The following is a 13,196-nucleotide window of genomic DNA, read 5'->3' as shown; positions in this document are numbered from 1 at the left end:
GGGCATGAAAGCGGCGGAGATTAAGGCCGGGTTCCGGGATTTTCTGAATAACAAGTGGAACTCCCGGATCGGCATGGAGCAGACCCCCGAGGGGCTGGCCGTGCGAGAGGAGAGACACGGCCTGATCCCCGTGGCGGGTACCGATGCGGAATGGGAGGAATACTGGCGCAGTTGCGCCCGCGATGATTCTCACCCGTTTTCCCTCATGGCGGTGCACATGGACGAGGCCGTGGCGATCATCGAGTTCCGCGAATATCACCACCCCGGGATAGTGGTGAGGCGGGGCGGCTTTCATGCCGCGCAATACATCGCGCCGAGCCAGCAGGCCGCCAAGATCAAACGCGAGTTCTGCGCCTATGTGAATGAATCCTGGTTCCTGCGGGAATGCGGGATCGCGCCGGGGAAGGAGGACGGCGCGCTCATCGAGGCGCAGCAGGAGATCTGGGTGGCGGGAACCTGCTCGGTTCCCCTGGTGGGGAGCGTGGCGGATTGGATAGCCTGCGCCGAGCGATACTCCGGCACCGAGCACTCCGAATACCTGCTCATGCTCATGGCGCTAGACGAGCTGCTCGACGAGTGGGAGGCGCGCGGGGAGATGCCCCGGCAGATAGCGGTGGGCGGCGAGGGCTTCTCGGTGCCCGCCCGGAACCCTGGATTCTAGGGGTTTGAGCCCCGCTGGGGGATTACTCCTCCCTTAGCTCATTGACGGATTCCGCGAGGGTCTTTGTGGGATTTTCTTTTGGTGGCGGCTTATGGCCTCAGCGGAGGGAAAGGGCTTATTGCTCGGCTTGATGTCCTCGGAGAGTATCTCCGGGACGCCGACCACGATGGTGGAGATGATGCCAAAGTTTGTGGCCATGGCGTAGTTTCCTTTGAGCGCGAACCATATGGTGAAGATCGCGCAGATGGCTCCAATGAGCCAGAGCAGGGGACGGATCTTCTGGAGAAACTTTCGCACGGACATCATCCTTATGGGTTGTGAGATGGGGTTGCGCGATAAACCTTGATCGTGGCCACCAACCGTAATGAAGAGGCGGTGAGGGCACAAGGGTGTGTGATTCCTTGAGGAAAAGAAGAACCTCCCGAGCTCCAGCGTTGCGTGAGTCCGGGAGGTTCTGTGCGGGGAGGCCCGCGAGGCGCCGCTTAGGACAGCGGCGGTGCCGGCGGGAAACCGGGCAGCAGGCTGCCGATCCCGGCGAGGGAATAGGAAATGATGTCCCCCGCGACGTCGATAAGGCTCAAGCTCACGCTCAACATGTGTTCTCCTTTTGTGTTGGAAACTCCGGCCCATTTTAGCGCAGTCCGCGCGGGGATCGTGAGTGATACGGCGTTATGTGGAGTTATACGGAGTTATACGGCGGCGAGAACCAGGAAGATCATGGCCAGCAGCGGGAAGGAGCCCTGCTTGATGGCGGCCTGGCGGTGCGGCACGGAGGAGACGAACAGCACGATGGCCGCCGCCAGCATGGGGGTCACGCCCGCCAGGGCCAGGGTGATGCCCACGGTGCGGCTCCACAGCAGCGTCACCAGTCCGGCGAATACCAGCACCGCCAGGAAGAAGTTATAAAATCCCTGGTTATAGGCGTTGAACTTGGTCAGTCGCGCGGATTCCGGGGTGGTGCCAAAGAGCGCGCGGGCGCGATCGCCCTCCCAGGCGAAGGACTCAAGGTAGAAGATGAATACGTGCACGAGGGCGGCCAGGAGGGCAAAGATAAAACCAGCGATGAGCATGATGGGGCGGGGGAGTCCTTCCACAAAGAGGCCCGCGGTGGGGATGAGCCTCCGGCTTAGAGACGCCGGATAGAACCCCACGCGCGGGAACAATACGATATTCCTCTATACCTTAACAGCGCCGCCGAACGGTGTATTCCCGGATATTCCCGATGCGTCCGGAGAGGCTAATCCAGGTCGTAGTCGGCGTCCCGGGACTCCCGTGCGGAATCCTTCTCCTCGTCCTTCTCCTTGCGGGATTCCGCGCGCGGTTCCCTGTGACTGTGGCGTTCCGTGCGCCGGTGCCAGGCCTCCCGGAGTCGCTGGGATCCCTGCTGGTACCACTCCCGGATATTGGGGGCGTCATCAACGAGGCTATCCGCTGCCTCCTCCGCCGTGGCTTCGGCGGTATCGGAGAGGGGAGCGGATTCACCGAGTGCTCGGCCAGGTTCCCTGGTGGGGGCGGCTGCGGCGAGCAGGAAAAGCACGGTGATGAGCAGCGCGGCCAGGAGCCCACCCCAGGGAACTCCCATGCCATCATCCTCGAAGCTGGTGCTGGAGGCGAGCGGCCAAAAGAGCAGCAGCGCGATGATGGCCAGCGGGGTCCACAGGGCGTCCTGGTAACGGCGCGGGCGCACCATCGCCAGGATTCCCGCGATGGGGAGCACCAAGAAGAGCAGGGAGTGCGTCCACAGTAGGGGGCAGGCGAGGTAGGCGGCGCACAGCCAGCCGATGAGCAGAATCTCCTGGGCGTATCGGGCGTTGAGCCACGCCACCCAGCAGGTGGCGGCGGCGATGAGCAGCGCCGCGAGCAGGGGGACGAGGTGAAGCCAGGCGGGGACCTCGGTAAGCACCTGGGTGTCCACGCCGCGAGGCAGGGGTTCCCGGTGGCCCATCACGATGGCGCTAAAGGCTTGGTTTTCCTTGTTGATCACGGCCCCGCCGAGTACCTCGCGCAGGGCACCCACCCACTCGCGCACGCTAAATAGCCCGGTGGACAGCGCGGAGAGCACCACCGCAGCCCCGGCCCCCACGATGGCCCAGGCCCCGGCGAGACGGGTGCTCGACCACAGGAGCAGCGGAATGACGAGCACCAGCGGCGTCAGAGTGAGGGAACCCGCCACCCCGAGCACCAGTCCGCTGAGCACCGCGTGCCTGCGCGTGGCGGTGAGTGCCCAGGTGACGGCCGCGAGGGCTACAACGCTGATGTGGCCGGTGGCGCTGCCCATCTGAAAGGCCGCGCTGAACCACGCCAGGATCGAGGTGGGAACCAACCAGGCCAGCGGCATGGTGCGCTTGAACCACAGGGCGTAAGCGCTGGCCACCAGCAGCACCAGGCAGAACCCCTGGGCCAGGACCAGGAGGAACTGCGCGACCTCAAAGGAGAACACGGCGGTGAGGGGCGCGGTGAGCGCCGCAAGCAGCGGCAGGTAGAGGAAGGGCTGATCGGGGTAGGAGGAGAAGTTGTAGAGGCGGAACGTATCACCGGCGCGGACAAACTCCCCGGCCTTCCAGATGGTGCCGAGGTTGCTGCTGTCTGCCTGGGCGATCCACAACAGGGCATTGGCGATCCCCAGGAGGGCCGCCGTGATGAGAATCGCGGGGCTGAGCGCGCGAGGAGAGGCCGCAGGAGAACTCATGCTACGAGGCGATCCTTATCTATCTGCTGGGAATCGGGCGTGGGAATGGCGGCGGCGGGCGGAGTTTTCCGTCTGCGCCGGGCCGCGCGCGGAGCATTTCGCCGGGTGCGCGGCGCGCCCACCACCACGAGGAAGAGGATCAGGTGCAGGGAGAGGGAAACCAACCCCAGCCACGGCACGTAGAACGGAGATTCTTGGGCAAAGGGCGGCAGGAGCAGGGCGGTAAAGAGCGCCAGGGCGGGGTAGACCACCTTGATGCGGTGGCGGGGGGTCAGCGCCAGGGTGCCCATGATGGGCAGGGCCACGATGATGAGGTAGTGCGTCCACATGATCCCCGCGGTGAGGGTGGCCAGGGTGAAGCCACCCACGGAGAGGATCTCAAAGGCGCGCTCGCGGTTGCGCAGCGCCGCCCAGCACACGCCGATCAGCCCCACGATGGTGGCGCCGCGCGAGATGGCGGTGATCCACAGCGGAATATCCGCCACGATGGGCACGTGGAGTTCTTCCGTGCGCTTGCCCATCTGCATGGTGGTTTCCGTGGTGGGCTCCAGCAGCACGGAGGTAAAACTCTGATTCACCGTGTCCACAATCCCGCTGCTATTGAGCCAGGACAGGGTGCTCATCCACTCCTGGAATACGTCCGGGCCCGCGAGCAGTAGCGAGAGCAGCACTATCGACGCCGCCGTGGCCGCCGTGACCAGTGCCGCGCGCCGGGTCCCCCGGAATATGATGAGGGGAACGAGCAGGCTCAGCGGGGTGAGCTTGATAGCGGCCGCGATTCCCAGCACGAAGCCCGAGAGCAGGGGACGGTGCGCCGCCATGGCCAGGCCATAGGCGATGGCCGCCAGGATGAGCGGGGTGGTCTGGCCGATACTGGAGGAAAGCTGAAAGGCGGCGGTGAGCCACAACACGGCGGTGGCCGCCGCGAGGTGAGGCAACCGCATGGGCCTTTTGAACCACAGCGTGTACGCCGAGGCCACGAGGGTGACCAGGCAGAATCCCTGGGCAAAGGTGAGGAGCACCTCCGAGGTGCCGTAACTCATGATCTGGGTGAGCAGGGAGGTAAACCAGGCCACCAGCGGGATATGCACGAAGGGGTGGGGGAAGTTGTAGTTGGGGTTGTCCTCCACGTAGGCCAACCACACCCGCTCGGTCCAGCGGGAAAAGTCTTTTTCCCAGATGTCGTAGAGCAGGTGGGTATCCCCGCGCACCACCATCTCGCCCGCGATCCACAGGGAGGCCCAATCATCGGTGGATTGACGGTGGAACCATATCGCGGCGTTAGCCACACCAAAGAGCAGGGCAAAGACCAAGGTGGCGGGGCTAAAAACCCGGGTGCGGTGGAGCGAGCGACGCGGCATACAGATACTTTTCACACTATGGGAGGCGACTAGTTCTCACGGGCTCGCGGAGCCCTTGTGAGTGTTATCGCCACGGACCTCTCCGATGTTAGCCGGTGGGGTATGGCCTCCAGGCGGCGGAGGTAGTTTTGGGGGTGATAGGTGCGGCGGGGGCAGTAAAAAGTATGCTTTACGCGGTGCGTATGGGCGGGGTAGTGTTCCCTTACTAAGGTTTCCCTTAAAAGGTGAGGCCACGGATTGTTGAGAGGAACCTGAAGATATGCGCTCCGCCCCGCCCTGGAAAGCACTGGCGGCCTCGGTGGCCGTTGCCGGTCTGAGCCTCGTATCCGCTCCGGTGTTGGGGCCGGTGGCGTCGATAGTGCCGGTGGCGCAGGCCCAGGAATGTCGAGGCCTGACGGCCGGTAGCCTGGATTGGGGGATCAAGCAGTCCTTCCGCAACTACCTCGCCGGGCCCATAGCGATGGGCGGCTGGGAACTCGACGGGGCGGAGTTCCACGGGGAGGAGAAGGGCGGCGACGGTGCCTTCCGGTTTAACGCCGATACCGAGCGCGCCACGCTCAGCGGTGATGATGCCGATATTCCCCTGAGCGGGGCGGTGCGCCTGCATGGGCACTTCGGCGCACTCAACATCACCATGAGCGACCTGGAGGTGCAGATTCGCGGCACCCAGGGGCAGATCGTGGGCCGCATGGGCAGCGATTCCCCGGCGCTGCTCTCCAGCGTGCTGGGCTTCGGCGGCGGCAGCGGGGAGCGCGTGCCGCTGGCCACGCTCAGCCTGGATCAGCCGCTCTCCCAGGCCCTTGCTTCCGACGGCACCGCCACGCTCACCGCCGCCACCCGGCTCACGGAGGAGGCCAACCAGGCCCTGGGTGGCAATTACGGGGAGGGCAATAACGAGGGGGATACCGCCACCCTGCGGTTGAGCACCGCGCCGGGCGAAGGCGAGTGCGCGGGGGTGGATACCTCGGTGGCGCTGGCGCAGGCACCGGGGCAGCCAGCGGCGCAGCCCACAGCCCCCGCAGCCCCCGCGGAACCCTCGGCTCCCGAGCCGCAGCGCCCCGCCACCGGGGTGACTCCGCCGACCTCTACCGAGTGCGCCGAGGTCACCTCGGCGTCCGCGGGCTGGGGGATCAAGCAGTCCTTCCGCAACTACCTCACCGGGCCCATCGCCCTGGGCGGCTGGGACCTCAACGGGGTGGAATACCGGGGCTCCCAGGGCGGCGCGGACGGGCAATTTGCCTTTAGCTCCCCGCAGGGCCAGGCCACCGTGACCCCGGAGGGCGCGGATATTCCCCTGGCGGGCAGCCTGAGCCTGCACGGACACCTGGGGCTGCTCAAGATTGAACTGAGCGCGATGAGCGTGAAGGTGCGCGGCAACCAGGCGCAGTTCATCGCGGATTTCACGTCCAATACCGTGAACCGCCCCACCGCCGGGGCCAAGGTCACCGGCCAGGAAACCGGAACTCAGGCGGTGATCGCGGAGTTCACCCTGGATAGCTCCATCACTCAGGAGGCCCTGGCCTCCGGCGAGGTGCGCCTGAGCGGCGGGGGATACATCACCGCCGAGGGGAACCGGGCCTTTGGCGGCAACTACGGCGAGGGCAATAACCAGGCCGATCCCCTGGACGTGACCCTGGCGGTGAGCGGCGCGGCCGAGTGCGGCTCCGGCGAGGGGCTGAGCGAATACGCGGCCAGCACGCCCGCCTCTTCCGGGGCGCAGGATGCCGGTACCGCGCCGGGTGGCCAGCAGGCCGCACCCTCCGCACCCTCCGGCCAGGGGCGACCCGCGCTCGACGTCGCGGCACCGGCGCGGGGCGCGAGCGCACCGGCTGCCCCGGGTAATACGGGAAATAACGGCCAGGGGGCGTCGATAAGCAACGGCGGAACCTGCGATGAGGGGGCGACGCGGGCGGTCTCGGACGCGCGCCTGGGCTGGGGCGTGAAGGATTCCTTCCGCACCTATGTGCGCGGGCCGATTGCGCACGGCGGGTGGCGGCTAAGCGGAGCCACGGAATCCGGCGGTGCCTTTGTGTTTAGCGGAAGCCAGGGGGCGGTGGATACCTCGGCGGCGCGCGGCACCATCAGCCACGGCGGATCGGTGACGTTCTATGGGCACGATGGGGTGCTCAACACCACCATCGCCAATCCCGAGATTCAGTTTGCGGGTGGGGCCGGAACCCTGATCGCGGAGGTGACCTCGAACGATACCGAGGGCAACGCCGTGAACTACGGCCGCATTGCGGTGGCTGAGCTGGCGGTAAATACCAGCGTGAACGCGGATGTGCTGGACGGCACCGCCGCGGCCTCCCTCACGCAGGCCGGGGCCACGGCCCTGGGTGATTTCTACCCGGCGGGCACGGAGATGGCCCCGGTGAGTTTCAAGGCCGCGCTCTCCGGCAGCGCGAGTTGCGGGGCCGTGACCGGCGCGGAGGCCGCGAAGAGCGCCGGGACGGGAGCCAAGCCCCTCTCCAAGGAGGACATCGCGGCGCTGGAAAAGAATCAGGAACAAAGCACGGAGACCACGGAGGCGGCGGTGCCCCTGGAGATGGATGCCGCGCGTTCCGGCTCGCGCACGAGCCTGCTGGACAGCAAGCAGGCAGCGCCGCGCAGCGCGGCGGTGGCGCTGGCGGAAAACCCCATGACCCCGCCCTCTCTGGCGGTGATGGTGCTCGGCCTGGCGGGCCTGGGCGTGTACCTCTTGACGGGCCGCAGGGCGGCAAAGAAAACGGAAGGCGATTATGAAGCATAAGGCAACCACGCTCATCACCCTGGGACTGGTAGCGTCCCTCAGCGGCCTGGGACTCAGCGCCTGCGGCACCTCGGCGGAGAACACCCAGAACGCTACGGACGGGGCCACCAACGCCGTGGAACAACTTCCCGCGCGCGGCGACGCCCCGGACCCGCACACCCTCCAGGGGCCCTCCTCCGCGCAGCCGGTGGGAGACATCGAGCCGGTCACCGAGGCCGCCCAGCCGCAACTTCCGGTGAGCTTTAGCGACGCCACCGGAACCCCCGTGGAGGTCACCGACGTCTCCCGAATCCTCGCCCTGGACATGTATGGCACGCTCTCGCGCACCGTGAGCGGATTGGGCCTGGGCGAGAACATCGTGGGGCGCACGGTTTCCTCCGAGGAACCGGCCCTGGCCGATCTTCCCGTGGTCACCGAGAGCGGCCACAGCCTCAACGCGGAGGCCATACTGCAATTGCGCCCCAGCGTGGTGCTCGTGGACGAGTCCGTGGGCCCGCCCGAGGTGATCCAGCAGATCCGCGATGCCGGGGTGCCCGTGGCCGTGCTTGATCCACGGCGTAACCGCGATTCCCTGGAGGATGACATCACCCTGGTGGCCGGAGCCTTGGGCGTGCGCGAGGAGGGCAAGGCCCTCGCCGAGCGCACCCGCGCCCAGATGGAGCAGGCCAGCACGGAGGTCAGCGACCTCGCCCCTTATGGCGATGATCGCCTGCGCATGGCCTACCTCTACATGCGCGGCAACGGCGGGGTGTTTTTCATCCTGGGCCAGGGCAGCGGTGCCGACGGCATGATCGAGGCCCTGGGCGGGCGCGACGTGGCCAGCGAGGCCGGGATCGTGGACGTCAAGCCCGCCAACGCGGAGTCCCTGGCGGAACTCAACCCCGAGGTGATCGTGGTGATGGAAAAGGGACTGGAATCCGTGGGCGGCGTGGAGGGGTTGCTGGCGCGCCCCGGCGTGGCGCAGACGGAGGCGGGGAAGAACCGTCGCATTGTCTCGCTTCCTGACTCCGAGGCCATCTCGATGGGGCCGCAGGCCGGGCTCTCCCTGGTGCGCGCGGCTCAGGCCGTGTACCTGGGTGAGGACGCGGGGGCGAATCAGTGAGTTCGGGGGACACCGGCGAGTCGCCGCGCGCGCTTGCGGTGCCTCGGAAGCAATCCGGGGGAGGGGAGGCGTCGCAAAGTATGGGCCGGGGAGGCTCGGCCCTGGCGCGGCGTGCCCGCGCCCGCCTCATCACCCTGGCCGTGCTGACGGCCGCCCTGGTGGTGTCCCTGGTGGCCAACCTCGCGCTGGGGCAATTTAGCCTCCCGCTCGCGGAGGTGGGCCAGGCCCTGCTGGCGGGGCCCGGAGGGCAGGAACTATCCACCAGCGTGATCTGGCAGATTCGCCTGCCGCGCATCGTGCTGGGCCTGCTGGTGGGGGCCGCCCTGGCGGTGGCGGGAACCCTGCTCCAGGGGCTTTTTGGCAATCCCCTGGCCGAGCCCTCCGTGATCGGGGTGACCTCCGGGGCCGGGGTGGGGGCGGCCGCCGGGATCGTCTTTGGCCTGAGTTTTGCCGGGCTGGCCACCATTCCGCTCCTGGCCTTTATCACCGGCCTGCTCACCGCCGTGGCGGTGTACCGCCTGGCCTCCTTTGACGGGGAGGTGCGGGTGGTCACCCTGATCCTCACGGGCATCGCGGTGAACGCGGTGGCCGGGGCGGCGATCTCCATTCTGATCTTCCTGGCCCCCACCTCTGCGCGCGAGCAGATCATCTTCTGGCAGATGGGTTCCCTCAACGGCGCGCTGTGGTCGCACGTGGGCACCGTGGCCGCCCCCATCGTGGCGTGCGTGGTGGTGGCCTGCCTGATCGCGGGTCGCCTGGACGTGCTGAGCCTGGGGGAGCGCGCCGCCGAGCACGTGGGCCTCAACGTAGGGCTCACCCGTGTGCTCATCGTGGGGCTCTCCACCGCGCTTGCGGCCTCTGCCGTGGCCTTTGCCGGGGTGATTGGCTTCGTGGGACTCATCGTGCCGCACATTCTGCGCCAGGCGGTGGGCCCCTCCCACGGCTGGCTCATGGGCCTTTCCTGCCTGGGCGGCGGCGTGCTGGTCACGCTCTCCGATTTGGCGGCGCGCACCCTCATTCCCTTTGCCGATCTGCCCATCGGGGTATTCACCGCCCTGGTAGGCGGGCCCACGTTCTTCCTGTTGCTGCGCCGCAGCCTGCGCCGAGGGGGCCACGCATGACCCCGGTTCTAGCGGCGCGCGGCATCAGCGTGCGGATACGCGGCAAGGAATTACTAAGCGACGTCTCCCTGGAAGTCCACCCCGGCGAGGTACTGGGCCTCATCGGCCCCAACGGGGCGGGGAAGTCCACGCTGCTGGCCGCCCTGGCGGGCGATCACGCCACGGCCGTCGGGGAGGTGCTGCTGGCGGGCAGACCCTACGGCGAGTACCGCCCGCGCGAGGCCGCGCGCCTGCGGGCGGTCATGACGCAGGACACTGCCGTTTCCTTTGCTCACCTCGTGCGCGACGTGGTGGCCCTGGGCCGCACCCCTTGGCCCCGGGAACCGCAGCGGGATCGGGAGATCATCGAGTACGCGCTCGGGGTGCTCAACCTGCACGAATTACAGGAAAGAGACATCACCACGCTCTCCGGCGGGGAGCGGGCGCGGGTGGCCCTGGCCCGCGTGATCGCGCAGCAGGCGCGCTGCGTGCTCCTCGACGAACCCACCGCCGCGATGGACGTGGGCTACCAGGAGCACACCCTGCACCTGGCGCGGCACCTGGCCGCTGCGGGGGTGGCGGTGATCGTGGTGCTGCACGACCTGGGCGCGGCCTCCCGATTCTGCGACCGCCTGGCTTTGCTTCACGACGGCCATCTGGCCGCCGTGGGCACGCCCGAGGAGGTATGCACCGCCGAACGTCTCAGCGAGGTGTATCAGTGGCCGGTGGCGGTGGATAGGGTTCCGGGGGCGGGGCTGTGGATTAGGCCCGCCGCGACGGCGGGGGTGGAGTTCCCGCCGATGCCCGCGGGGGAGTGAGTGTGGTTTCAGTGTGGCGGAAAGATTCTTCCGAAATGGGCTTTGGTGGGGTAGTGTGAGCGGTGAGAAGGTCCCTTTCGGAAGGATCTTTCCGAAAATTATGATGGAAGCACCATGATCGACGCACGCGAGGAAGCCCGAAAAATCGGGGCCGCTATCCGCGCCGTACGCAAGGAATACATGCTCACTCAACAGCAATTGGCGGAACTATCGGGACTGTCCGACCGCACCGTGCGCGACATTGAAAAGGGAACCGGCACCGCCGGGCTGCACGCCGTGCTTACCGTGGCCGGGGTGCTGGGTATGCGGGTGGAGATCGTGGAATGAGGGATATTGCGCAACTGAGATTCGTGCGGGCGGCGGACGTGTATAAGAAAGGGCGACGCGCCGCGACCTTGGAACGCGGAGATAACGGCGAAATCTCCTTTTTCTACCTCTCGGAATACGAGGGTCCGCCGGTGGCCTCTACGTTGCCTATGAGCACGGAACCCGTGTTCGGGCCGGGAGGTGGTGTGCCTGCGTTCTTTTCGGGGCTGTTGCCCGAGGGGCATCGCCTCAGCGTGTTGCGGCGTGTTGCAAAAACCTCGCTGGACGATGAACTCACTCTGCTCCTTGCCATCGGGGAGGATACTCCCGGCGATGTTCAGATTGTGCCAGCTGGGGAGGGGCCGGGTACTCCAGAACCACTTATTTCAGGGTTACCTGGAGAAATAGATTTCCGGGACGTCGCGGAGATGGTGGATCAATATGGTTTGCCAGGTGTGCAGGAAAAGGCCTCCGCCTCGATGGTCAATACTCCGGTGGGTCGGCAGGGTGCGTACTCCATCCTGAAACTTGATCCACCGGAGCACCCTCACCTCGTGTTCAATGAGGCCTTACATCTTAGTCATGCGCGTCACCTGGGGATTCCTGTGGCTCATCACCAGGTGATACGCGATAAGAACGGTCGGCCGGGACTGCTGGTGCGTCGGTTTGATCGTTTGGTTGCTCCTGGCGGTGCCGTGGTGAGGAACGGGTTAGAGGACGCCGCGCAGGTGTTGGACCTGCTTCCGGCAGCGAAATACTCGGTGGAAAGTGAACGAGTAGTGCGTGCCCTAGCGGCTAAAACAAACTCACCCGTGGTGGCCACGAGAAACCTTTATATGCAGTTTCTTTTTGCCTGGCTCACCGGGAATGGTGATTTACATGCCAAGAATCTTTCCATTGTGGAGAGCAAGAGCGGTAAATGGAGCGTGGCTCCGATGTATGACATTCCCTGCACTGCGCTGTACCGTGACATGACGTTAGCGCTTCCACTGGCGGGTAAAAGTAGAAACCTTAAAAGGCAGCACTGGGTGGAATTTGCGGACTCCATCGGGCTTTCTCCCGCTGCGGCCGCCAGTGCGAATGAGCAGGTTCTCCGCGTGGCATCAAAGATTGATCTTTCGAGTTTGCCGCTGAGCGGATCACCTCTGCACGGTGCGCTGCGGGAACTAGAACGGCGCAAAATACGGTTTGCTTAAATGACGTTTCCGCCACAGCACGGCGGCGGTGCCCAGCACGCCCAATAACAGGAGGGCGTTCGAGGCGGCAAGCGCCGAGTATCCCCACTGGGCTACTGCTATCCCGGAGACGATGGAACTGAGCCCCGCCGCGATATTGATGCTCATATCCAGCCTGCCTTGGAGCGTGATTCTGTGGTGGGAGTCTGCGATGGTGGCGGCCAGGGTGGAAGCGGAGATCATGCCGATGGACCAGCCAAAACCCACGCCAAAGAGCCCGGCAACAAAGACGGGGAGGCTTCCCGGGGCGAAAATCAAGGCGAGATAGGAAGCCCCAAACACGGTGGCCCCGGCGCACAGAACCACGGGAAAGCCGAGTTTCCGAATGGCCACGCTCACCACTGGGCCCAGAGCGTACATTCCCAGTAGGTGCGCCGTCATGATCAGGCTGGTACCGCTGGGGCCAAACTCCTTATCCGTATGAAGGGGAGCCATAGCCATGAGGCTCACCATTGTGGCATGACTGAATACGCCAATGAGAAAGATTGAGGTATAGGCGGGCCGCCAGCGCAGCGGTGCTTTTCCAGCCCCGCCACGGTAAGGGGAGTCTGCCGGTGCGGAGGTTTTCTCCCGGAGAAGCGGTATAAGTCCCAGTGCAAAGATAGCGGCCGAGCACAGGAAAACCAGTGGCATGGGGGAATCGGTGAGGCGCATAATCCAGCCGTATGCCTGCGGGCCCACGGCAGAACCAATAGCGGAACCAAAGAGCACGGCGCTGATGGCGGTGGAGGCGTGGGCAGGATCGGTGACCTTATCGGCGGCGGCGAAGCGGGAGAGAAGAGCGCTCACGGTACCGCCGCCGAGGAGGAATAGGCCCACAAAGAGCGTCCATTGCAGCGCGTCGGAGGCACTGACCGCGAGGCCGCATAGGAGCGAGCCGATCACGGCGAGGCCAAGGGAACAGCGCAGGGCCACCAGGCGCCTTCGTGCGCGGGTGAGTGCGGTACTGAGAGCCGTGATGAGGGTGGCGCCGATGATGGTGCTGGTTTGGGCGAGTCCGCCGAGGCTATCGTTCCCGGTCACCGCGGCGGCGGCCAGCGCGGCCACGGTGAGGTTGAGCCCTACCCCGGCTGAGGTGAAAACCTGGGCGAGCAGGAACGGCCATATGCGTTTTAAGACGCGCATCGCGGCGGCAACCTCCCCCAGCCATAAATTCATGGCACCCATGCTAACCC

The 13,196-nt window shown here is 65.9% G+C and carries 12 protein-coding genes; 7 read left to right on the top strand and 5 right to left on the bottom strand.

What is annotated here, in order from left to right:
* The first annotated feature begins 4 nt into the window (after nt 1-4).
* The gene (locus OLW90_RS09650) at nt 5-661 is read left to right on the top strand and encodes a hypothetical protein (RefSeq protein ID WP_319649879.1); all 657 of its coding nucleotides are present in this window, start codon (nt 5-7) and stop codon (nt 659-661) included.
* A gap of 33 nt (nt 662-694) precedes the next feature.
* On the opposite strand, the gene OLW90_RS09645 is transcribed toward OLW90_RS09650, so the two are convergent.
* From OLW90_RS09645 to OLW90_RS09630, 4 genes are all read right to left on the bottom strand, one after another.
* Nucleotides 695-958: a hypothetical protein gene (locus OLW90_RS09645; protein ID WP_319649878.1), complete on the bottom strand. Its 264-nt coding sequence runs from the start codon at nt 956-958 to the stop codon at nt 695-697.
* A gap of 392 nt (nt 959-1,350) precedes the next feature.
* A complete protein-coding gene (locus OLW90_RS09640; protein WP_319651875.1) occupies nt 1,351-1,731 on the bottom strand; it encodes a DUF1304 domain-containing protein in 381 nt (126 codons plus the stop codon).
* A 167-nt stretch (nt 1,732-1,898) separates the two neighbouring features.
* Nucleotides 1,899-3,350, bottom strand: a complete 1,452-nt coding sequence (locus tag OLW90_RS09635) for a glycosyltransferase family 87 protein (RefSeq protein WP_319649876.1) — start codon at nt 3,348-3,350, stop codon at nt 1,899-1,901.
* Complete coding sequence (locus OLW90_RS09630) at nt 3,347-4,711, bottom strand: glycosyltransferase family 87 protein (RefSeq protein WP_319649875.1); 1,365 nt, start codon at nt 4,709-4,711, stop codon at nt 3,347-3,349. The genes OLW90_RS09635 and OLW90_RS09630 overlap by 4 nt, the downstream gene beginning before the upstream one ends.
* A 259-nt stretch (nt 4,712-4,970) precedes the next feature.
* On the opposite strand from OLW90_RS09630, the gene OLW90_RS09625 reads away from it, so the two are divergent.
* From OLW90_RS09625 to OLW90_RS09600, 6 genes are all read left to right on the top strand, one after another.
* Entirely contained in the window at nt 4,971-7,460 is a 2,490-nt protein-coding gene (locus tag OLW90_RS09625) for an HtaA domain-containing protein (RefSeq protein ID WP_319649874.1), read from the top strand.
* On the top strand, nt 7,450-8,562 hold the full coding sequence (locus OLW90_RS09620) for a heme/hemin ABC transporter substrate-binding protein (RefSeq protein ID WP_319649873.1): 1,113 nt from the start codon (nt 7,450-7,452) through the stop codon (nt 8,560-8,562). The genes OLW90_RS09625 and OLW90_RS09620 overlap by 11 nt, the downstream gene beginning before the upstream one ends.
* Before the next feature lie 80 nt (nt 8,563-8,642).
* Nucleotides 8,643-9,683, top strand: coding sequence for an iron ABC transporter permease (locus OLW90_RS09615; protein WP_319651874.1), 1,041 nt, complete (start codon nt 8,643-8,645; stop codon nt 9,681-9,683).
* Complete coding sequence (locus OLW90_RS09610; RefSeq protein WP_319649872.1) at nt 9,680-10,480, top strand: heme ABC transporter ATP-binding protein; 801 nt, start codon at nt 9,680-9,682, stop codon at nt 10,478-10,480. Before OLW90_RS09615 ends, OLW90_RS09610 begins: the two co-directional genes overlap by 4 nt.
* 114 nt (nt 10,481-10,594) lie before the next feature.
* Complete coding sequence (locus tag OLW90_RS09605) at nt 10,595-10,807, top strand: helix-turn-helix domain-containing protein (protein ID WP_319649871.1); 213 nt, start codon at nt 10,595-10,597, stop codon at nt 10,805-10,807.
* Nucleotides 10,804-11,982, top strand: a complete 1,179-nt coding sequence (locus OLW90_RS09600) for a type II toxin-antitoxin system HipA family toxin (protein WP_319649870.1) — start codon at nt 10,804-10,806, stop codon at nt 11,980-11,982. The genes OLW90_RS09605 and OLW90_RS09600 overlap by 4 nt, the downstream gene beginning before the upstream one ends.
* On the opposite strand, the gene OLW90_RS09595 is transcribed toward OLW90_RS09600, so the two are convergent.
* Complete coding sequence (locus OLW90_RS09595) at nt 11,953-13,179, bottom strand: MFS transporter (RefSeq protein ID WP_319649869.1); 1,227 nt, start codon at nt 13,177-13,179, stop codon at nt 11,953-11,955. The genes OLW90_RS09600 and OLW90_RS09595 overlap by 30 nt on opposite strands.
* Between the last annotated feature and the right edge of the window lie 17 nt (nt 13,180-13,196).

Source organism: Corynebacterium sp. 21KM1197, from assembly GCF_033783015.1.
GTDB lineage: Bacteria > Actinomycetota > Actinomycetes > Mycobacteriales > Mycobacteriaceae > Corynebacterium.
Note: the sequence above shows the minus strand (reverse complement) of the source record. Positions and strands in the feature narration are given on the sequence as shown.